18 protein-coding genes are annotated in these 19,839 nt (G+C 69.3%); 16 read left to right on the top strand and 2 right to left on the bottom strand.

Features of this window, described 5'->3' with window-relative positions; translation table 11 throughout:
- Genes serS through IPP98_08615 form a run of 7 tightly spaced genes read left to right on the top strand, consistent with a single transcriptional unit; the run spans position 1 to position 9,089 of the window.
- Positions 1 to 1,284, top strand: coding sequence for a serine--tRNA ligase (gene serS, locus IPP98_08645; protein ID MBL0179176.1), 1,284 nt, complete (start codon positions 1 to 3; stop codon positions 1,282 to 1,284).
- On the top strand, positions 1,250 to 2,440 hold the full coding sequence (locus IPP98_08640; GenBank protein MBL0179175.1) for a HAMP domain-containing histidine kinase: 1,191 nt from the start codon (positions 1,250 to 1,252) through the stop codon (positions 2,438 to 2,440). Before serS ends, IPP98_08640 begins: the two co-directional genes overlap by 35 nt.
- Positions 2,437 to 4,770 (top strand): UvrD-helicase domain-containing protein, encoded by a 2,334-nt coding sequence (locus IPP98_08635; GenBank protein MBL0179174.1) that lies wholly within the window; start codon positions 2,437 to 2,439, stop codon positions 4,768 to 4,770. Before IPP98_08640 ends, IPP98_08635 begins: the two co-directional genes overlap by 4 nt.
- Positions 4,767 to 5,066 (top strand): aspartyl/glutamyl-tRNA amidotransferase subunit C, encoded by a 300-nt coding sequence (locus IPP98_08630; GenBank protein ID MBL0179173.1) that lies wholly within the window; start codon positions 4,767 to 4,769, stop codon positions 5,064 to 5,066. Before IPP98_08635 ends, IPP98_08630 begins: the two co-directional genes overlap by 4 nt.
- Positions 5,063 to 6,442 (top strand): Asp-tRNA(Asn)/Glu-tRNA(Gln) amidotransferase subunit GatA, encoded by a 1,380-nt coding sequence (gene gatA, locus IPP98_08625; protein MBL0179172.1) that lies wholly within the window; start codon positions 5,063 to 5,065, stop codon positions 6,440 to 6,442. Before IPP98_08630 ends, gatA begins: the two co-directional genes overlap by 4 nt.
- Positions 6,442 to 7,860, top strand: a complete 1,419-nt coding sequence (gatB, locus tag IPP98_08620) for an Asp-tRNA(Asn)/Glu-tRNA(Gln) amidotransferase subunit GatB (protein ID MBL0179171.1) — start codon at positions 6,442 to 6,444, stop codon at positions 7,858 to 7,860. The genes gatA and gatB overlap by 1 nt, the downstream gene beginning before the upstream one ends.
- On the top strand, positions 7,857 to 9,089 hold the full coding sequence (locus IPP98_08615) for a cysteine desulfurase-like protein (GenBank protein ID MBL0179170.1): 1,233 nt from the start codon (positions 7,857 to 7,859) through the stop codon (positions 9,087 to 9,089). Before gatB ends, IPP98_08615 begins: the two co-directional genes overlap by 4 nt.
- Here IPP98_08615 and IPP98_08610 read toward each other — a convergent pair.
- Both IPP98_08610 and IPP98_08605 read right to left on the bottom strand, forming a co-directional pair.
- Positions 9,086 to 9,991 (bottom strand): zinc dependent phospholipase C family protein, encoded by a 906-nt coding sequence (locus IPP98_08610; GenBank protein MBL0179169.1) that lies wholly within the window; start codon positions 9,989 to 9,991, stop codon positions 9,086 to 9,088. The genes IPP98_08615 and IPP98_08610 overlap by 4 nt on opposite strands.
- The gene (locus tag IPP98_08605) at positions 9,988 to 10,446 is read right to left on the bottom strand and encodes a hypothetical protein (GenBank protein MBL0179168.1); all 459 of its coding nucleotides are present in this window, start codon (positions 10,444 to 10,446) and stop codon (positions 9,988 to 9,990) included. Before IPP98_08605 ends, IPP98_08610 begins: the two co-directional genes overlap by 4 nt.
- 95 nt (positions 10,447 to 10,541) lie before the next feature.
- Between IPP98_08605 and murA the strand changes: the two genes are divergently transcribed.
- From murA to IPP98_08560, 9 genes are all read left to right on the top strand, one after another.
- The gene (murA, locus tag IPP98_08600; protein ID MBL0179167.1) at positions 10,542 to 11,825 is read left to right on the top strand and encodes a UDP-N-acetylglucosamine 1-carboxyvinyltransferase; all 1,284 of its coding nucleotides are present in this window, start codon (positions 10,542 to 10,544) and stop codon (positions 11,823 to 11,825) included.
- Entirely contained in the window at positions 11,812 to 12,588 is a 777-nt protein-coding gene (locus IPP98_08595; GenBank protein MBL0179166.1) for a polyphenol oxidase family protein, read from the top strand. The genes murA and IPP98_08595 overlap by 14 nt, the downstream gene beginning before the upstream one ends.
- A gap of 96 nt (positions 12,589 to 12,684) precedes the next feature.
- Positions 12,685 to 13,182, top strand: coding sequence for a hypothetical protein (locus tag IPP98_08590; protein ID MBL0179165.1), 498 nt, complete (start codon positions 12,685 to 12,687; stop codon positions 13,180 to 13,182).
- Entirely contained in the window at positions 13,182 to 14,501 is a 1,320-nt protein-coding gene (gene nusA, locus IPP98_08585; protein MBL0179164.1) for a transcription termination factor NusA, read from the top strand. The genes IPP98_08590 and nusA overlap by 1 nt, the downstream gene beginning before the upstream one ends.
- A complete protein-coding gene (locus IPP98_08580; protein MBL0179163.1) occupies positions 14,482 to 14,808 on the top strand; it encodes a ribosomal L7Ae/L30e/S12e/Gadd45 family protein in 327 nt (108 codons plus the stop codon). The genes nusA and IPP98_08580 overlap by 20 nt, the downstream gene beginning before the upstream one ends.
- A gap of 23 nt (positions 14,809 to 14,831) precedes the next feature.
- Positions 14,832 to 17,684 carry a translation initiation factor IF-2 gene (gene infB, locus IPP98_08575; protein ID MBL0179162.1) on the top strand — a complete coding sequence of 951 codons (2,853 nt, stop codon included), beginning with the start codon at positions 14,832 to 14,834 and terminating at the stop codon, positions 17,682 to 17,684.
- A gap of 3 nt (positions 17,685 to 17,687) precedes the next feature.
- Positions 17,688 to 18,059, top strand: a complete 372-nt coding sequence (gene rbfA / locus IPP98_08570; GenBank protein ID MBL0179161.1) for a 30S ribosome-binding factor RbfA — start codon at positions 17,688 to 17,690, stop codon at positions 18,057 to 18,059.
- An 8-nt stretch (positions 18,060 to 18,067) separates the two neighbouring features.
- Complete coding sequence (gene truB / locus IPP98_08565) at positions 18,068 to 18,913, top strand: tRNA pseudouridine(55) synthase TruB (protein MBL0179160.1); 846 nt, start codon at positions 18,068 to 18,070, stop codon at positions 18,911 to 18,913.
- Complete coding sequence (locus tag IPP98_08560; GenBank protein ID MBL0179159.1) at positions 18,910 to 19,839, top strand: bifunctional riboflavin kinase/FAD synthetase; 930 nt, start codon at positions 18,910 to 18,912, stop codon at positions 19,837 to 19,839. Before truB ends, IPP98_08560 begins: the two co-directional genes overlap by 4 nt.

Genomic DNA, 19,839 nt, shown 5'->3' with positions numbered 1-19,839 from the left:
ATGCTCGATCTTCGCCGTCTCCGACACGACCCCGACGGCGTGCGGGCCTCCCTCGCGCGTCGCCTCGATAGCGACGCCCTCGAGCAGCTCGATCGCGTGATCGCGCTCGATGCCAAGCGCCGCGAAGTGGTGACGCGCGTCGAGCGGCTCCAGGCCGAGCGCAACAGCCAGACCGAAGAAGTCGCGCGACGCAAGCGGGCCAAGGAGCCGGCCGACGAATTGCTCGCGACGCTCAAGGCGTCCGGCGAGGCGGTGCGCATCCTCGAGACCGATCTGCGCGACGTCGAAGCGCTGCTCGAAGGCCACCTCCTCAACATCCCGAATACGGTGCTCGCCGAAGTGCCGAGCGGTGGGGCCGAGGCCAACCAGGTGGTGCGTCAGTGGGGCACGCCACGGCAGTTCGACTTCGCCCCGAAGGCGCACTGGGACCTCGGCGTCGCGCTCGGGCTCTTCGACCTGCCGCGTGGCACCAAGCTCACCGGTTCGGGCTTTCCGCTCTTCACCGGGATGGGCGCTCGTCTGGTGCGTGGGCTCGCGTCGTTCATGCTCGACCTCCACACGCGCGAGCATGGCTACCTCGAAGTGCAACCGCCGTACCTGGTGAATCGGGCGTCGCTGACCGGCACCGCGCAGTTGCCGAAGTTCGAGGAAGATCTCTACCACGCTTCGGCGGATGATCTCTTCCTGATCCCGACCGCCGAAGTGCCGGTGACGAACATCTACCGCGACGAAATTCTCGACGCCGCGGACCTGCCGATTGCCATGACCGCCTATACGCCGTGCTTCCGTCGCGAGGCGGGGGCGCACGGCAAGGACACGCGCGGCCTGATCCGGGTCCACCAGTTCGACAAGGTCGAGTTGGTGCGCCTGGTGAAGCCGGAGGACAGCGCGCGCGAGCACGCCCTCCTCACCGCCCACGCCGAAGCGGTCCTGCAACGCCTCGAGATCCCGTACCGCGTCCTCGCACTCGCCGCGGGCGACACCGGCTTTGCCTCCGCCTGCACCTTCGACCTCGAGGTCTGGGCGCCTGGCGTCGACAACTGGCTCGAGGCGTCGAGTGCGTCGACCTTCGAGGACTTCCAGGCCCGTCGCGCCAACATTCGCTTCCGCCCCGCGCCCGGCGCAAAGCCGGAGTTCGTGCATACGCTGAACGCCTCGGGCGTCGCGTTCCCGCGCACGATCATCGCGCTCCTCGAAAACGGCCAGCAGGCCGATGGCTCGGTGGTGCTCCCGGCCGCGCTGGTCCCCTATGTCGGGACCGACCGTCTCGTCCCGCGCGCGTAAGGGGCGGCTCAGTCGGCTCGCCCCGGGCGTGGCCGTGCTGCTCGTCGCCGTGCTCGCCGGCCTCTCGCTCGGCGTTTCCTTCCTCGTGGCGCGGCACTTTCGCGGCGAGGCCCAATCCACCTCGCAGCTCTACTCCGTGGTCTTCCGGGGGCTGAACGATCCCGACCCGAATGGCGGGACCGCCGCGCTGCTCGACCTTGGCGGTCGGGTCCGCGATCTCGGCTTGCCACTGATCCAGACCGACAGCAGCGGCCGCGTGCTCTTCGCCGCGAACCTCCCCTTCGAGGCGCCGCTCGACGACCCGCGCGTGCGGAGTTACGCCGCCGAACTCGATGCGCTCAATCCGCCGATCGTCTCGCCGGGCTTCGGGGCGCTGCACTTCGGCCCGATGCCCGCAACGCGGATGCTGTTGACCCTCGGGTTGCTGCAGGCGCTGACGCTGGTCGTCATGGTCGGCGTGGCCGTCGTCGCCTACCGCAATGCTACCACGGCCCAGCGGGACCGCCTGTGGGTCGCGATGGCGCGTGAGGCGGCACACCAGATGGGCACGCCGCTGACGTCGCTGCAAGGCTGGATCGAGCAGTTGCGCGGGGCCGGTCTTCCGCCGGCGAAGATCGCCGAGTTTCTCGACGCCGACGCCGAGCGGCTGCAACGCGTGGCGCAACGCTTCGAGCGCATCGGCAATCCCGCGCGACGTGACCCGGTCGGACTCGGTGCGCTCTCCGAGCGGGTAGCCGGCTATTTTCAGCCGCGCCTGCCGAAGCACAGCAATGCGATCACCCTGACGGTGCGGGCGCCGAGTGCCGGGCCGGTCGTGGCCGGTGACGCGGTCCTGCTGGAGTGGGCGCTCGAGGCGATGGTCAAGAATGCCATCGACGCCCTGCAGGGCCGCGGTGGTTCGATCACCCTCGCCGCCGAAGTGGATGGCGCCGACGCGATCCTGCGCGTGATTGACGACGGCCCGGGCGTCCCGCGCGAACTGCGTCGGACGATTTTCGAGCCCGGCATCACCACCAAGCGGGGAGGCTGGGGCATCGGATTGGCCCTGGCGCGCCGCGTCATCGAGGATGCCCACGCCGGCGTCCTCGCCCTGGAACCGACTGAACATGGAACGACATTCCTGATGCGCTTTCCCCTCGCGGCCCCGATCACATGACCGACGGCAAGGATCTGCTGCGCGGGCTGAACCCGGCACAGCGTCGCGCCGCGGAGCACGTCACCGGCCCGATTCTCGTGCTGGCCGGCGCGGGCTCGGGGAAGACGCGCGTCCTCACCGCCCGCATCGCGTCGCTGATCGAATCGCACGGCGTGCCGCCGGAGCGCATCTTCGCGGTGACCTTCACCAACAAGGCCGCCGGCGAGATGAAGCACCGCATCGGCGACCTGCTCGAGCGCGACCCGGCCGGCCTCTGGATCGGCACCTTCCACTCGCTCTCCGCGCGGCTGCTCCGCCGCGAGGGTGACCGGCTCGGCTTCTCGCGCGATTTCTCGATCTACGACCAGGACGACCAGATCTCCCTGATTCGTCGGTTGATGGAAGAGCGGAACCATCCGGTGAAGCTCTACCCGCCGAAGCTGATCCAGAACATCATCTCCGGCGCCAAGAACGCCATGCAGACGGCGCAGGACCTCGAGCGCAGCGCGCCGCATGACCCGGCCGTCAAGGTCGCCGCGGATGTCTACGTGGCGTTGCAGCGCGCGCTCAAGCTGGCCAACGCGATGGACTTCGACGACCTGATCCTTCATCCGCTGACGCTCTTCCGTGAGCATCCGGACGTGCTGGAGCGGTGGCGGAAGCGCTTCGACTTCCTGCTGGTCGACGAGTTCCAGGACACCAACAAGGTGCAGTACGAACTCATCAAGCTGTTGGGCAGCGGGCACCAGAATGTCTTCGCCGTGGGCGACGACGACCAGAGCATCTACGGCTGGCGCGGCGCCGACGTGCGCAACATGCAGTCGCTGCAGTCCGACTTCGGCGACGCCGTCCTGGTCAAGCTCGAGGAGAACTACCGCTCGACCAAGCCGATCCTCGATGCGGCCAACGCCGTCATCGCCCGCAACCGGACGCGGCTCGGCAAGACGCTACGCACCGTCCGTCCGGGCGGTGAGTCGATCGTGGTGCTGGCCGCCGCCGACGAACGCGACGAGGCGGAGTGGATCGCGCGCGAGCTGAAGCAGCGCGTGCAGGACGGCGCGCTCTACGTCGAATGCGCCGTCCTCTATCGCACCAACGCGCAGTCGCGCGCACTTGAGGAGTCGCTGCGTCGCGCCGGCGTCCCCTACCGGATTGTCGGGTCCATCTCGTTCTACGATCGCCGCGAGGTGAAGGACCTGCTCGCCTACCTGCGGCTCATCGCGAACCCCTCGGACGACGAGGCCTTCCTCCGGGCCGTCGGCGTGCCGCGGCGTGGCATCGGCGACTCGTCGCTGGTGATGCTGGCCGAGCAGGCGCGGCAGTGGAACCTGGCAATGTTGGCCACCGCGGAGCGCGCCGAGATGATCAACGGGCTCCGCCCGAACCTCCGGCAGGCACTGACGACCTTCGCCGCGCAGGTGAACGACGTGCGCAACCGCGTCGGCGAGTCGGCCCCGGTCCTGGTGATGGAAGAGTTGATCCGCGTCCTCGACTATGAGAAGGTCCTCATGGCGGAGGGCCTCGAGGGCGCCGATCGCTGGGAGAATGTCCGCGCGATGGTGGCCGGCGCGGCGGAGTGGTCCGAGGTGATCAGCGAGGAGGAGGAGCCTGGCACCCCGTTGCAGCGCTTCCTGACCGAGGCCGCGCTCATGTCGGCGGTGGACACCACCGCGGGTCGCGAGGACGGCGTCACCCTGATGACGCTCCACACCGCCAAGGGGCTGGAATGGCCGGTGGTCGTGCTGGCGGGGATGGAAGACGGCCTCTTCCCATCGGGGCGCGCCCTCGAGTCGCCCGATGGTCTCGATGAGGAGCGGCGACTCTGCTACGTTGGCATCACCCGGGCGCGCGATGCGCTGCTCATGACCTGGGCACGTGCCCGTCGGCGGGGTGGGGAATTGCGGCCCGCGATGGCCTCACGCTTCCTCAAGGAACTGCCGCCGGAGCTGCTCGAGGAAAAGAGCACCTCGTTCGCCGTCGGGGGCCGTCTTGGCCAGTCGTCCTGGGGATCGGGCGGATGGGGTGGCGGCCGGAGCGGCGGCAGTCAGGGCAGTGGCGCCAAGTGGGGCCGCAGCACCTCCACGCCGGCCAAGGTCGCGACGCCGAAGAGCGCCGTGTGGGACGAGCCAGCGCCGGTCGATACCCCGCCCGCGAGCGACAATCAGGACGCGCCGCGCTACGTGAAGGGCGAACGAGTACGCCATCGCCGCTTCGGCGCCGGGGCCATCCTTGGGCTCAGCGGCGGCGGCAAGGACCTGAAGGTGTCCGTGGCCTTCGACGATCCGGAAATTGGAACCAAGCAACTGCTCGTCGCCTTTGCCGGCCTCGAGCGCGACTGGGAGAGCGCATGACAATCGGGGCGTCGGAAGTACGCCATGTGGCACGACTGGCCGAACTGGCCGTGGCAGAGGAAGATCTGCCGCTGCTGGCCACGCAGCTCGAGGCGATCGTCGAATTCGTGGCCCAGCTTGCCGAGGTGTCGCTCCCCGAGGGCGTCGGCACGGTGGCGGTGGGTCCGGCCCAGCTGACGCTCCGCGACGACGTCGTGGCGCCGATCCCGATGGTGCGTGGCCCGGCGGCGATGGCCCCGGCGTTTGTCGATGGCTTCTTCGTCGTGCCGAAGCTCGGCGGGATGGCCGAGGAATGAGTGCGCGTACCCTCGCCGCCGAGACCGGCCGTCGCCTCGCCGGGGCCGCGCACCTCAACGCGACGTTGCACTGGTCACAGGATGTGCTCGATCGTGAGGCCGATCGGCTCGACGCCGTCCCCGCGGGGCCGCTGTCGGGAATGGCGATCGCCATCAAGGACAACATCGTCACGACCGAGGAACCGACCACCTGCGCCTCGAAGATCCTCGCAGGATACACCTCGCCGTACGAGGCCACCGTCATCACCCGACTCCGCGCCGCGGGCGCGCTCGTCGGCGCGAAGGCGAATCTCGATGAATTCGCGATGGGCTCGTCCACCGAAAATTCCGCATATGGCCGCGTGCTGCACCCGATCGATCACGACCGGGTGCCGGGCGGCTCGAGCGGCGGCTCCGCGGTGCTGGTCGCCGCGGGCGTGGTGCCGGCGGCGCTCGGCTCCGAGACCGGCGGATCGGTGCGGCAACCCGCCGCCTTCTGCGGAATCGTCGGGGTGAAGCCGACTTACGGGCGCGTCTCCCGCTTCGGGCTGGTGGCCTTCGGGTCGTCGCTCGATTGCATCTCGGTGTTCGGCAAGACGGTGAGCGACGCCGCCCGCGTCCTCTCGGCGATGTCCGGTGACGACCCGCGCGATGCCACCACGCTCGCGGAACCGCCGATGGCCGTGCCCGCCTCGCGCGCGGACCTGACCGGCGTGGTCATCGGTTTGCCGAAAGAGTACTTCCCGGCCGACCTCGATGCCGGCGTCCGTGCCGCGTGCGACCGAGCCATCGCGGCCCTGCGCGCCCTCGGCGCCACGGTGCGCGAGGTCTCGCTTCCGCACACGAAGCACGCAGTGCCGACCTACTACATCGTCAACCCCGCCGAAGCAGCGGCCAACCTCGCGCGCTTCGACGGCGTCCGCTACGGCCCGCGGCACGTGGGGGCCGGTGGCGACGTGCGCGCCCTGTACCGCGCCACGCGCGGCGAGGGCTTCGGCCCCGAGGTGCGCCGCCGCATCCTCGTCGGCACCTTCGTCCTCTCGGCCGGATATGCCGATCAGTACTACGTGCGCGCGCAGGCGGTGCGGAAGCTGATCGCCGACGACTTCGCCAACGTCTTCGCCGACGGCGTCGACCTCCTCTTCACCCCGACCACGCCGACGCCGGCCTTCAAGGCGGGTGAGAAGACGGCCGATCCGGTGCAGATGTACCTGGCCGACATCTTCGTCGCGCCGGCCTCGCTTGCCGGCGTCCCGGCGATGTCGGTGCCGATCGGCCGCGATCAGGGGTTGCCGATCGGCGGCCAGTTGATTGCACGGAATTTCGACGAGGCCACGATGCTCGCCGTCGCGGAGGTCCTGGAACGGACCGTCGACGCGGTGGCGGAGGTACGGTGATGACCTGGGAAACCGTGATCGGGCTGGAGATCCACGTGCAGCCTGCAACTCGCTCGAAGATGTTCTGCGGCTGCCCCACGAGCTACGGCGATGCGCCGAACACCAACGTCTGCCCGGTCTGCCTCGGCCTGCCGGGCGCGCTCCCCGTGCCGAACGCCGAGGCGGTGCGCCTCGGCACCGTCGGCGCGCTGGCGCTGGGCTGCCACATTCGTGAACGCAGCGTCTTCGCGCGGAAGAACTACTTCTACCCCGACCTGCCGAAGGGCTATCAGATCTCGCAGTTCGACAAGCCGCTGGCCGAGCACGGCTCGGTGATGATCGAATCGCCCGAACGCGGACCGATCGAGATCTCGATCACGCGCCTCCACCTAGAGGAGGATGCCGGGAAGTCGCTGCACGATCGCATTCCAGGGCAGACGGCGGTCGACCTCAACCGTGCCGGCACGCCGCTCGCGGAAATCGTCAGCGGCCCGGACATGCGCTCGCCCGGCGAGGCGCGCGCCTACCTGACCACGGTGCGCCAGCTGCTCATCTATGCCGGCGTCTCCGAGTGCTCGATGGAGAAGGGGTCGCTCCGCGTCGACGCCAACCTCTCGGTCCGGCGCCCCGGTGATCCGCTCGGCACCAAGACCGAAGTGAAGAACATGAACTCCTTTGCGAACGTCGAACGCGCGCTCGAGGCGGAGCGCGTTCGGCAGATCGCCATGCTGGAACGGGGCGAGGCGGTGACGCAGGTGACGCTGACCTTCAATGCGGCCACGGGCGAGGTCAAGCCGCTCCGCACGAAGGAAGACAGCCACGATTATCGCTACTTCCCCGATCCCGACCTGCCGCCGCTGGTGCTGACCCCGGCGTGGATCGAGGCGCAGCGCGCCGCGCTCCCGGAGTTGCCGGCGGCGCGGAAGGCGCGCTATCAGGAGGCGCTGGGGCTGTCGGAATACGATGCGCGCACGCTCATTCAGGAGCCCGCAGTATCAGCGTACTTTGAGGCGACCGTCGCGGCAGGCGTCGACCCCAAGACTGCCTCGAACTGGGTCCTCGGCGAGGCGATGTCGGGGTGGAACGACCATGGCCACTTCGCGATCGCGCCGGAGCGGCTCGCCGCGCTGGTGTTGCTCGTGGCCGACGGCACCGTCTCGCTGCAGGCCGCCAAGCGGATCTTCGCGGAACTCGCCGGCAACGACGACGCACCACGCGCCGTCGCCGACCGTCTCGGGCTGGTGCAGGTTCGCGACACCGGCGCGTTGGAGGGGTGGGTTGCCGAGGTCATCGCGGCGCACCCTGGGGAGGTGGCGCGCTACAAGGGTGGCGACGCCAAGTTGATCGGCTTCTTCGTGGGGCAAGTCATGAAGCGCAGCCAAGGGAAGGCCGACCCGAAGGGGATCCAGCCGATCCTCACCGCGAAGCTCGCCGAATGAGCGCCGCGCTGACGGTCGAGCAGATCCGCGCACAGTTCCCGGCGCTTGAGCGCACCCATGCGGGGCATCCGGTCGCGTACTTCGACGGCCCCGGCGGCACGCAGGTGCCGCTGCCGGTCGCCGACGCGATCCGCGACTACCTGCTGCACCACAACGCCAACACCCACTGGGCGTATCCGACGTCGGTGGAGACGGACGCGTTGCTGCTCGAGGCGCGCCGGACCTATGCCGCCTTCTTCGGCGGGGCGGAGAACGAGGTCGTCTTTGGCAACAACATGACGACGATCACCTTCCACGTGGCGCGTGCCCTCGCGCGTGGCTGGAACGAGGGTGACGAGATCATCGTCACCGAGCTCGATCACCACGCCAACCTCGCGCCGTGGCAGGCCGTCGCGAAGGAACGCGGCCTCGTGCTCAAGATGTTGCCGCTCGACGTCGAGACGTGGCAACTGCGGCTCGACCTGCTGCCGGGGCTGCTCACCGAGCGCACCAGGTTGCTCGCGATCGGCGCCGCGTCGAACGCCCTCGGCACCATCTCGGATGTCGCCGCCGCGACCAAGCTCGCCAAGAACGCCGGCGCGCTCGTCTACGTCGATGGCGTGCACTACTCGCCGCACCACCTTCCCGATCCGAAGTCGATCGGCGCGGACTTCTATGCCTGCAGCTCGTACAAGTTCTACGGGCCGCATGTCGGCGTGTTGTGGGGCCGGCACCCGGTGCTGAGCACCATCGACGTGCCGAAGCTCGAGCCGGCGCCCGACACGGCACCGGAGCGCTTCGAGACCGGGACGCAGAACCACGAAGGGATCGTCGGGGCGGCGGCCGCGGTGCAGTGGATTGCCTCGCTCGGCGGCGGCGAGGGGAATCTCCGGTCGCAGTTGGTGCGGAGCTACGACCTGCTGCACCGCCGTGAGCGCGATCTCTTCCAGCAGTTGTGGGACGGGTTGGGCGAGGTCCCCGGCGTGAAGCGCCTCGGCCCGCCGCCGGGGACGCCGCGCACCGCGACGATCGCCTTCACGGTGGCCGGGAAGTCGTCCGAGGAGATCGCGCGCGGACTGGTGGACCACGGCTGTTTCGTGTCGAACGGTGACTTCTACGCGACCACGGTGGCGCGTCGTCTGGGATTGGAAGTCGAGGGGATGGTACGGATCGGCGCCGCCTGCTATACCACGTCCGAGGAAGTCGCGCGCGTGGTCGCCGGAGTCGCCGCGCTCAGTCGCCGCAGTTAGTCCTTCAGCCGCGGCGGGTCCACCACCACCTTGCCGGCATCGAGCGCCGGCAATCCAAACTGCGCGTCGGCCAGCGCCGACAGCCATTCGCGGTCGCGACGGCCGCGCCCCACCAGCGCCTGACGCCGCACATCCTTGCTGCGGAGCAGGGCGCCCTCGCCATTCGGGTCGAGCCGCAACACGTCCGACGCCTCGTCGCGCAGCACCGATCGGATGTTGGCGGTGGCCTGGTCGAGGTTGGCGCCCACCAGCTCTTCGGTGAGGTCCCAGCGGCTCTGGTCGCTGGCGACCTGCATCCCGAACTGCCACGGCTTCGAGTTCGCCACCCGCACCATGCCGCGGAAGAGCTTCCGGTTGGTCGCGACCGAGAAGATCGTCGGCGAGAGGATCCGCTCCAGGTGCTGGTCGGCGGAACCGTGGTCGAGCCGGATCAGTTCGCGCGCCGCCTTCGGCACCGCCTCGCCCAGCACCGTCTCCGCCCGGCTCTCCCAGTAGGTGTGCCCCATCGACCGCGTGCTGCTGGTGATCACCAGCTGGCGCGGGACGTAGTGGTTGTGGGCCACCACGTCGGCGGCGAGGTGCGACATGTAACCAAGGCCGAAGGCGCGGAGCGCATCGGAGTCGGCCAGGTCGCGCACTTCCATCCCGACATGCCAGGCATGGCAGTGCCGATCGGCGGGGGCGAACTTCTTCGCCATCGTCGTGTCGGCCGCGATGTTGCCATAGAGGTAGTCGTACGGGAAGGCGCGCAGCAGGTCGGCGATCGCCCTCGGCAGCAGCTCGAGCGAACCGAGGATCCGCTTGCCGAGGACGATGTGCGTCCCCGGGGTCCAGGCGTGCAGCATCTCGGGGAAGAGCAGGGCGGCGAGCGCGACCAGCGCGAACGCCACGGCGAACTTCATCGGCGGCCCCGGCGCGTCGGCAGGACCAGCCGTCGCAGCTGCCCGATCATCCCGGTGCCGGTGCGCACCGTGCGGAGCGCGGTCGTGAGGTCGAGCGCCGTCTCCTCGACCTCTTCCTGCACCACTTCGACCACCGCCTCGAAGTCGGCGAGTCGGCGCTGGGTCCGCTGCATCCCCTTCTCGACATCCTTCCGGAAGCGGCGCGTCGTATAGACGATCTCGCGCACTTCTTCCTTGGCGAGGTCGAGGACGTCGGCGCCTTCCTTCCCCAGCCGACTGAAGGCCTGGAGGAGTGGCGACAGATCGCGACGGAGTTCGCCCAGTTCCTTGGCGAGTGATTGCCCGCGTTCCAGTCCTTCGCGCAGGGCAAAGAGGGCGGCCAGCGCGATCCCCAGGAAGCAGAGAGCGATCACCAGCAGGGACAGGGCGACGGTTGGTCCGACCCACGTGGGCATAAGATGGCGCTCCAGTCCGGGGAGATTCTCCCCAAAGGTAATTCGCTCGTCCGGCGCCGCTTGCGGTGCTCCCGTCTTCCCGACGAGCTTTCCGCATGGCCCCTCGATTTGTGGTTCGCGGTGGACGTCCCTTGGCCGGGACGATTCGCCCTGCTGGCAACAAGAACGCCGCCCTGCCCGTCATCGCCGCCACGCTGCTGGCGGACGGTCCGGTCCATCTCCAGAACATCCCGCGCATCCGGGACGTCGAGACCCTCCTCGAACTGATCGCCGACCTCGGCGCCTCCGTCGAATGGACCGGTCCCAACGATGTCACCGTCGATACGCGGGGCGTCAAGCCCAAGCCGCTCGATCCCGTCCTCTGCACCCGGATTCGCGCCTCGATCCTGCTCGCGGGGCCGTTGCTCGCCCGATTCGGCAAGGTGACCCTGCCCCCGCCGGGGGGAGACGTCATCGGACGCCGTCGCGTGGACACCCACTTCCTCGCGCTCGAGCGGCTCGGCGCGTCGGTGACCGTCGGCGATCGTTTCGAAATCGAGGCGAAGCAGCTGATCGGGGCCGACATCTTCCTCGACGAGCCGAGCGTCACCGGCACCGAGAACGCCCTGATGGCGGCCGTCGCCGCCAAGGGGCGGACCACGCTACGGAACGCCGCCTCCGAGCCGCACGTGCAGGATACCGCCCTGGTCCTCGTGGCGATGGGTGCCCACATCGAGGGGATCGGCAGCAACACCTACGTCGTCGAAGGCGGCAAGCCGCTCGGTGGCTGCACCTACGCCATCGGCCCCGACCACATCGAGATCGGCTCGTTCATCGGCCTCGCCGCGGTCACCGACGGGCAGATCACCATTGATGGGGTCCGCCCCGATGACCTCCGCTCGATGCTGCTCGGCTTCGATCGCCTCGGCATTCGTCCGCGCATCGTCGGCGACCAGCTCATCGTCGACTCCGGGCAGGAGCGCCGGGTGCGCCCCGACCTCGGCGGCCACGTGCCCAAGCTCGAAGACGGCCCCTGGCCGGCCTTCCCGGCCGACGTGATGTCGATCGCCCTCGTCGCCGCGACGCAGTGCGAAGGGATGATCCTCATGCACGAGAAGATGTTCGAGTCGCGGCTCTTCTTCGTCGACAAGCTGATCGGGATGGGCGCGCGCATCGTCCTCTGCGATCCGCACCGCGCCGTCATCAGCGGCCCCTCCGCCCTCCGCGGCGGCAAGGTCGAGTCGCCCGATATCCGCGCCGGGATGGCGATGGTGCTGGCCGCGCTCGCCGCCGATGGCGAGAGCTACATCCACAACATCGGGCAGGTCGAACGCGGCTACGAGAACATCGACAAGCGCCTGATTGCCCTCGGGGCCGACCTCGAGCGTGTCGAGGGCTGACGAACGCCGCCTCCCCGGCGACGTCCCACGATGGGAGGTCCCGGGGTGGCGTGAGCGCTTCGATGTCGTGGCCGGGATCACCGGCCGCGGCGATGACCCAACCCATCCGTTCGACCTCGGCCTCTGGACCGACCAGCCGGTCGGCGAGGTCATGGGGCGTTGGCGAGCCTTTCGCGCCTCCCTGACCGACACCCCGTCCATGGTGATGGCCCATCAGGTCCACGGCAACCGCGTCCTCTGGCATGCGGCGGCCACCGACGGGTGGACCATCCAGGAAGGCGCGGACGGACACGCCACCACCGCCCCGGGCCTGGCCCTGCTGGTCACGGTGGCCGACTGCGTCCCGGTCTACCTGGTCGCTCCCGAGCGCCGGGCCGTCGCCCTCCTGCACGCCGGCTGGCGGGGCACCGCAGCGGGCATTCTGGCGAACGGGCTCGAAATGCTCCGTCGGGAGGCCGGGGTGGCGCCCTCCGAGGTGGTCATGCACGCCGGGGTGGCGATCTCCGGACCCTGTTACGAGGTCGGGGCCGAGGTGGTGACTGGGGTGGGGCTGGTGGCCGAGGGGCCGGGGCCCTGGCACCTCGACCTCCGGGCGGTCCTCCTCGAGCAGGCCGCAGCCCTCGGGGTAGGCGAGGCCACGGCCAGCGGACACTGCTCCTCGGCCCAGCGGGATGCCTTCTTTTCCCACCGGGGGAGCGGCGGCACGGACGGCCGGATGGTGGCCTATCTGGGCCTCCCGTCCCCTTGCCGGGGCCCCGCCTGAGGGGGTAGTTTTGGGTGCTGGGGGGACTTTCGTGCAGTTGGCGATGTGTCGGGTATCCCCCGACATTTTTCTTTACCCCCACCTTCGGATGCGACGGTGACGCCACCCCTCCTCACGACCGACGTGCTGCGCGAGACGATCGCCGGACTCGGCTTCGAGTTGGTGGATGTGCGAGTGGGCGGATCGACGTCTCGGCGAGTCGTCCGGATTCGCATGGACGTCCCCGGTGGTGGACGCCCGGGCCACGGCGTCACCAGCAGCGACTGTCAGCTCGTCTCGCGGACGCTGGAAGCGGCGCTCGAGGCCGCCGGCGCGGTCGGTCCGCAGTGGGAATTGGAAGTGTCATCGCCGGGGATCGAACGGCCGGTCCGTTTCCCCGAGCATTGGCAGCGGTACGTGGGGCGCGAGGTGCGCCTCAAGGCGATGGGGGTATCCGGCGTCCGCACGGCGCGGATCGTGGCGGTACCCGATGCACTACACGTGACGCTGGACATGGGGGGCGAGACCGCCACCCTCGCGCTCGAGGCGATTCGCGATGCGACCCTCGTGCACGATTGGTCCAGGCAAGGCAACCGGGAAGCAGGAGAACCCTGATGGCGACGTCCGCCGAGATGCTGTCGGCCTTTCGTGAACTGTCCAGCAGCAAGCAGCTCGATCGCTCGGAACTGCTCGATCTGTTGCGTGATGGCATTCATGCGGCCCTGATGAAGAAGTACGGTCCCAACGTTCGCTTCGAGCTGAACGTGGACGAACTGCAAGGGACCCTCTCCGTCATCCGGCTCCGCCAGGTGTCCGACGTGGTCGAAGACGCGAGCGCGCAGGTCTCGCTCGAAGAGGCGCAGTTCGAGGATCCCGACTTCCAGGTCGGCGACGTCCTCGAAGAAGAAGTGCCCTTCGAGGCCTTCGGTCGCCTCGCCGTGCAGGCCGCCAAGCAGCGGATCATCCAGCGCGTCCGCGAGGGCGAGCGCAATCGCATCCGCGACGAATTCGCCAACAAGGTCGGCGAGTTGCTCTCGGGCGAGATCCAGCAGGTCGAGCGCGGCAAGTTCGTGATCATGCTGAACCGCTTCCGCGAAGCCGAAGCGATCGTGCCGTATCGCGAGCAGAACCATCGCGAACAGTTCAGCCAGGGCGACACCATCCGCGCGGTGCTCAAGCGCCTCGAGGAGACCCCGAAGGGGCCGCGGCTGATTCTCTCGCGTGGCGACCCGCTCTTCGTGAAGGCGCTGTTCAAGCTCGAAGTCCCGGAAATCCAGCAGCAGATCGTGGAAATCCGCGGCATCGCCCGCGAAGTCGGCAGCCGCACCAAGGTCGCCGTCATCTCGCGTGACGACGCCATCGATCCGGTGGGTGCCTGCGTCGGCCTCAAGGGGTCGCGCGTGCAGGCCGTGGTCAACGAGCTCGGCGGCGAGCGCATCGACATCGTCCCCTGGTCGCCCGATCCGGAACGCTTCGCCCGGTTGGCGCTCGCGCCGGCCCGCGTCGCGAAGGTGTTCTCCGATCCGGCCACCAAGACCATCCAGGCCGTGGTCGACGAGGACCAGCTCTCGCTGGCGATCGGTCGCAACGGGCAGAACGTGCGGCTCGCCTCGGAACTGACCGGCTGGAAGATCGACCTCTATTCGAGCCGCGAGTGGTTGGAGCGCGGTGGCGAAGGACCGTTGTTCGGCCTGGCCTCGACCGACGAGGAAGCGGAGACGCGCGTGCCGCTGGCGCAGCTCGAGGGTCTCTCGCCCGAACTGGTCGCGATTCTCGATCAGGCCGGCTACACCACGCTGAACGACGTGATCGACCTCGAGGCCGAGGACATCGCGAAGATCCCCGGGATGACCGGTGGCACGGCGGAAGAACTGCTCCGCTTCGTGACCGATCTCACCGAGGACGAGCCCGAGGGTGACGCCCCTCCCGCCTGACGCGGCGGCGCGTCTCCTCGGCCTGATCGGCCTGGGAGTTCGCGGTGGCGGCGTGAGCATTGGCGTGGATGGGACACGCGCCCTGTTGCAGCGGCGCGAGTGCCTGCTGGTGGTGGTGGCATCGGACGCCACGCAGCGGGTGCAGGACAAGGTGGTGCGGTTGGCCAAAGGCATCAGCGTCCCGGTACTGGTGGGGCCCGATGCCGACTCGCTCGGGGCACGGCTGGGACGCCCCGCAACGATGGTGGTGGGAGTGCAGGATCGGGCGCTGGCGGCGGGAATCCTCGCCGTGAATCGCGACCCGTGACAGGACCTGACGGAGGGTAGGGAGTGGTCAAGAGCAGAGTGCACGACCTCGCCGCGGAGTTTGGCGTTCCCGTTGAGCAGGTGATGGGGATGCTGCGCGAGATGAACATCTTCGTGCGCAGTCACTTGTCGGCGTTGGAGCCGGACCAGGTGGCGGCGGCGCGGGTGCGTTGGGAGCGGGAAAAGCGGAAGGCAGCCGAAGCGCCGGCCCCGAAGAAGGGGCGTCGCAAGGTGGCCGAGGCCGCGCCTGCCCCCGCGCCGGCGGATGCCAAGCCGGTTCGCCGTCGCCGCACCGCCGCCGAAGTCGCCGAGGCCGAGGCCAAGGCCGCCGAAGAGGCCGAGGAAGTCGCCGCCCGCGGTGGCCTGCTCGATCTCGAGCCGCTCGTCCTCGAGGTCCCGGTCGCCGAGGCCAAGCCGGTGCTCTCGCTCGAGGAGCGCGCCAAGCTGCTCTTCAAGGACCTGCCGCCCGCTCCGCCGGAGCCGGAACCGACCGTCGTCGAGCCGCCCGCGGCCGAGTCGGCCGAATCGGGGGCATCGCCTGTGGCCGCCGATGCCGCACCAGCGACTGAACCGGTGGCCGCCCCCGTGCGCCCGCCGCTGCCGCCGATGCCGCCGCGCCCGCAGCCTTCACGTCCGACCACCCCACCGCCTGCCGCCAGCGGCACCTCGGCGGGTGGTCCGGCCAAGCCGTTCATTCCGCCGCGCGTGCAGCGCCCGGCGCCCGGCACCAGTCACTCCTCCGGCGGGCAGAGCGGTCCTGGTGGCCGTCCGCGCCCGGTCTTTTCGTCCAGCAATCCGTCGCAGGGCCGTGGCGGCTCTGGGGGCGGTGGTGGCAGTGGCGCGATCCCGACGCAGGTGGGCAACGCCGGTTCGACCGCGCCGCGCACCTTCGGGCCTGACGCGCAGCCGGGTGGTGGCCGCAAGAAGGGGCCGGGCAAGAAGGGGAAGAAGAGCTTCGTCGATCAGGATCAGGTGCAAGCCAACATCCTGAAGACGCTGCACGGGATGAAGGGCCCCGCGCCGCGCCGGAAGATCCGCTCCGACGAGCCGTCGTACCGCGACATCATCGCGTCGCGCGCCGCCGAGGAGAAGGAGCGCGAGAAGACGATCATTCGCGTCAACGAATTCATCTCGGTGAGCGAGCTCGCCGAGGCGATGAAGGTGCCGGCCAATCAGATCGTCGCGTTCGCGTTCAAGGAACTCGGCCTGATGGTCACGGTGAACCAGCGGCTCGACTTCGACCAGATCGAACTGATCGCCTCCGAGTTCGGCTTCCAGGCCGTGCGCGAAGAGGAGTATCACGCCGAGGTCGTCGAGGAAGAGGTGGAGGAAGAGGGCACCCTCACGCCCCGGCCGCCGGTCGTCACCATCATGGGTCACGTCGACCACGGCAAGACGTCGTTGCTCGACTACATCCGGAAGGCCAACGTGGTCGCCGGCGAGGCCGGTGGCATCACGCAGCACATCGGCGCCTACCACATCGAAATGGGTGGCAAGTCGATCACCTTCCTCGACACCCCGGGCCACCAGGCCTTCACCGCGATGCGTGCCCGTGGCGCGCAGGTGACGGACATCGTCGTGCTCGTCGTGGCGGCCGATGACCAGGTGATGCCGCAGACGATCGAAGCGATCTCGCACGCCAAGAACGCCGGCGTGCCGATCGTCGTCGCGATCAACAAGATCGACCTCCCGACGGCGAACCCCGGCAAGGTCAAGCAGGACCTCTTGCAGCACAGCGTGGTGCTCGAAGAGTTCGGTGGCACCACCCTGCACTCGATGATCTCGGCCAAGAAGGGCACCGGGATTCCGGAACTGCTGGAGCAGCTGCTCCTCCAGGCCGAAATCCTCGAGCTCAAGGCCAATGCCGATGCCAAGGCCCACGGCACCGTCATCGAAGCGACGCTCGACGCCGGCAAGGGACCCCTCGCGACCATCCTGGTCCAGAAGGGCACCCTCCGCGTCGGCGAGAACTTCATCTGCGGCAAGTACTCGGGTCGTGTCCGCGCGCTGTACGACGAGCGTGGCAAGGCCGTGAAGTCGGCCGGGCCGTCGATCCCGGTGCAGGTCCTCGGCTTCGAGGGCGTGCCGGCCGCCGGTGACACCTTCATCGCCATGACCGACGCCGTCGAGGCGCGTGACATCGCGCAGAAGCGGCAGCGGCTCGAACGCGAGGCGCAGAACCGGCGCTCGGCGCGCGGTGGCACGCTCGAGGATATCTCGCGCGCGCTGAAGGAAGGCGCCGTCTCGCAGCTGCGGATCATCATCAAGGCCGACCAGGGCGGCCCGGCGGAAGCACTCGCCGACTCGCTCGCCCAGCTCGGCACCAACGAAGTGCGCGTGGACATCGTCCACCGCGGCGTCGGCCAGATCTCCGAGTCCGACGTGCTGCTCGCGAAGGCCTCGGGCGCGATCATCCTCGGCTTCCACGTCCGTCCCGACGCCAATGCGCGCTCGGCGGCGGAACGCGAGGGCGTGGACATCCGGACGTACCGGATCATCTACGAGGCCGTCGAGGACGTGAAGAACGCGCTCGAAGGCCTGCTCAAGCCGGAAGAGAAGGAAACCATCCTCGGCGAAGCCGAAGTGCGCGAGGTGTTCAAGGTCACGCGCGTCGGCACCATCGCCGGCTGCATGGTCCGGAGCGGCATCATTCCGCGCACGGCGCGGGTGCGGCTCCTCCGCGACGGCTCGGTGGTCTACACCGGCAACCTCGGCTCGCTCAAGCGGTTCAAGGACGACGCCAAGGAAGTCCGCGAAGGCCTCGAGTGCGGTATCGGCATCGAGAACTTCAACGACGTGAAGGTCGGCGACGTGATCGAGGCGTTCCGGACCGAAGAGGTCAAGCGCACGCTCGCGGCCTCGGCTGCACAGGACTAAGCCATGGCAGGAAAGGGGAATTCGCGCCGCCCGGAGCAGGTGGGTGAGACGATCCGGGCGGTGCTCGCCGAGGCGCTGTTGCGCGGCGAGGTGCGCGATCCCCGCGTGGGGATGGTGACCGTCAGTGCGGTGGAAGTCACTCGCGACCTGTCGCACGCGACGGTCCGGGTGGTGCCGCACGGCGAACCGGCGGAGCGTGAAGCCGCCGTGGAAGGGTTGCAGCGGGCGGCGGGGTTCCTGCGCGGCTTTGTCGCGAAGGCGCTGACCACTCGCATCACCCCCGAGTTGCACTTCGTGCTGGATCGCGGGTTCGAGCACGCGCTGGAGATCGATCGCCTCCTGGCGGGCCTGAAGCGCGAGGAGGAGGCCTCCTGATCGGGGGGATGCTCATTGACAAGCCGGTGGGCTGGACCTCGCACGATGTCGTGGCGGCGGTACGGCGACAGTTGGGAACGCGCAGTGTCGGCCACGCCGGCACGCTCGATCCCTTCGCCACCGGGCTGCTCGTGGTGCTGATCGGACGGGCCACCCGACTCGCGCGCTTCGTCGAAGCCGGTGAGAAGGGGTACGAGGCCACCGTCCGTTTCGGGATCGCCACCGACACCGACGACTCCGCCGGCACGCCGACCATGACGGTCGAGCCCGACGCCTGGCCGACGCGCGAGGCGCTGGAGCAGGCGGCGGCGTCACTCGAAGGGGTGCAGTCGCAACGGCCGCCGGCCTATTCGGCGAAACATGTGGGTGGGACCCGCGCGTACGTGCTGGCGCGCGCTGGGGAAACGGTCGACCTCGCACCGGTGGATGTCATGGTGCATCGCCTGCAGCTCGGGGAGTGGACGCCGCCGACACTGATGATGCACGCGACGGTGGGCCGCGGGACCTACATCCGGGCGCTGGCGAGGGACCTGGGCAGCCGCGTCGGACTGCCGGCCCATTGCGCCACGTTGCGACGGACCTCGATCGGCCCCTTTTCGGTCGCCGATGCCGTGACGCCGGACGAGATCTCGCTGGCGGCGCTGCGGACCCCGGCCGAGATGGTGGCGATGCTGCCGCAGGTCCGGCTCGATGCGGCGGCGGTGCGGGATGTCGGCTTCGGTCGATCGGTGCCGCAGCAGGACGCGCAGGAGGGGCACGCGGCGCTGCTCGCCGAGGACGGCCGGCTGCTCGCGGTGGCCGGGGCGGTGAATGGACGGTGGCAGCCCGAGGTCGTGCTGGAGCCTGCGGCATGAACGGGAGCGTGGTGACCGTCGGCACCTTCGATGGCGTGCACCGGGGACACCACGCGGTCCTGGCGGAGATCCGTCGTCGTGCGGTGAGCAGTGGGCGGCGCAGCATGCTGGTGACCTTCGAGCCGCATCCGCTCGAGGTGGTGAATCCGGATGCTGCCCCGGCGCTGCTGACCACGACGACCGAACGGCTCGCCGCCCTCGCCACCAGCGGGATCGATCGGGTGATGACCCTGCGGTTCGACCGGGCCATGGCGGCCCTCGATCCGGCGGCGTTTGTCGATCAGGTGTTGCTGCCGCGCTGTGACCTGCGCGAGTTGGTGATCGGGCACGACCACGGCTTCGGCCGAGGACGGCAGGGCGATGTGGCGACGCTGCAGGCGTTGGGCGCGTCGCGGGGCTTTCCGGTGGATGTCGTGCCGCCGGTGCTGCTCGCCGATGGGCTCCCGGTCTCGAGCACGGCGATCCGCCGCGCAGTGACCGGCGGCGACCTCGACGGCGCGGCCAGGATGCTCGGCCGGTCGTATTCGCTCGAAGCAGTGGTGAAACGCGGGGAAGGGCGGGGACGTCAGATCGGCTTTCCGACCTGCAACCTCGCGATCGCACGACGGAAGTTGCTGCCACCCGACGGTGTCTACGCGGTGGTGGTGGAAACCGCCGCCGGTCGGTTCGGTGGCATGATGAACCAGGGGCATCGGCCGACGTTCGACGACGGCCGCCGACTCCTGGAGGCCCACCTCTTCGGCTTTGAGGGGGTCCTGTACGATCGAAGCGTCAGCGTCCAGTGGGTCGCGCCGCTTCGTGACATCCGCCGATTCGATTCGGTGGCGAGCCTCCGGCAGCAATTGGAGGTGGATTCGCACCGCGCCCGGACCATGCTGGCCGTGGCGCACCCGGACCTTGAAGCGCCCCTACGGGCGTCCGAGTGA

It is taken from the genome of Gemmatimonadota bacterium (genome assembly GCA_016720805.1).
Classification (GTDB): domain Bacteria; phylum Gemmatimonadota; class Gemmatimonadetes; order Gemmatimonadales; family GWC2-71-9; genus Palsa-1233.
Note: the sequence above shows the minus strand (reverse complement) of the source record. Positions and strands in the feature narration are given on the sequence as shown.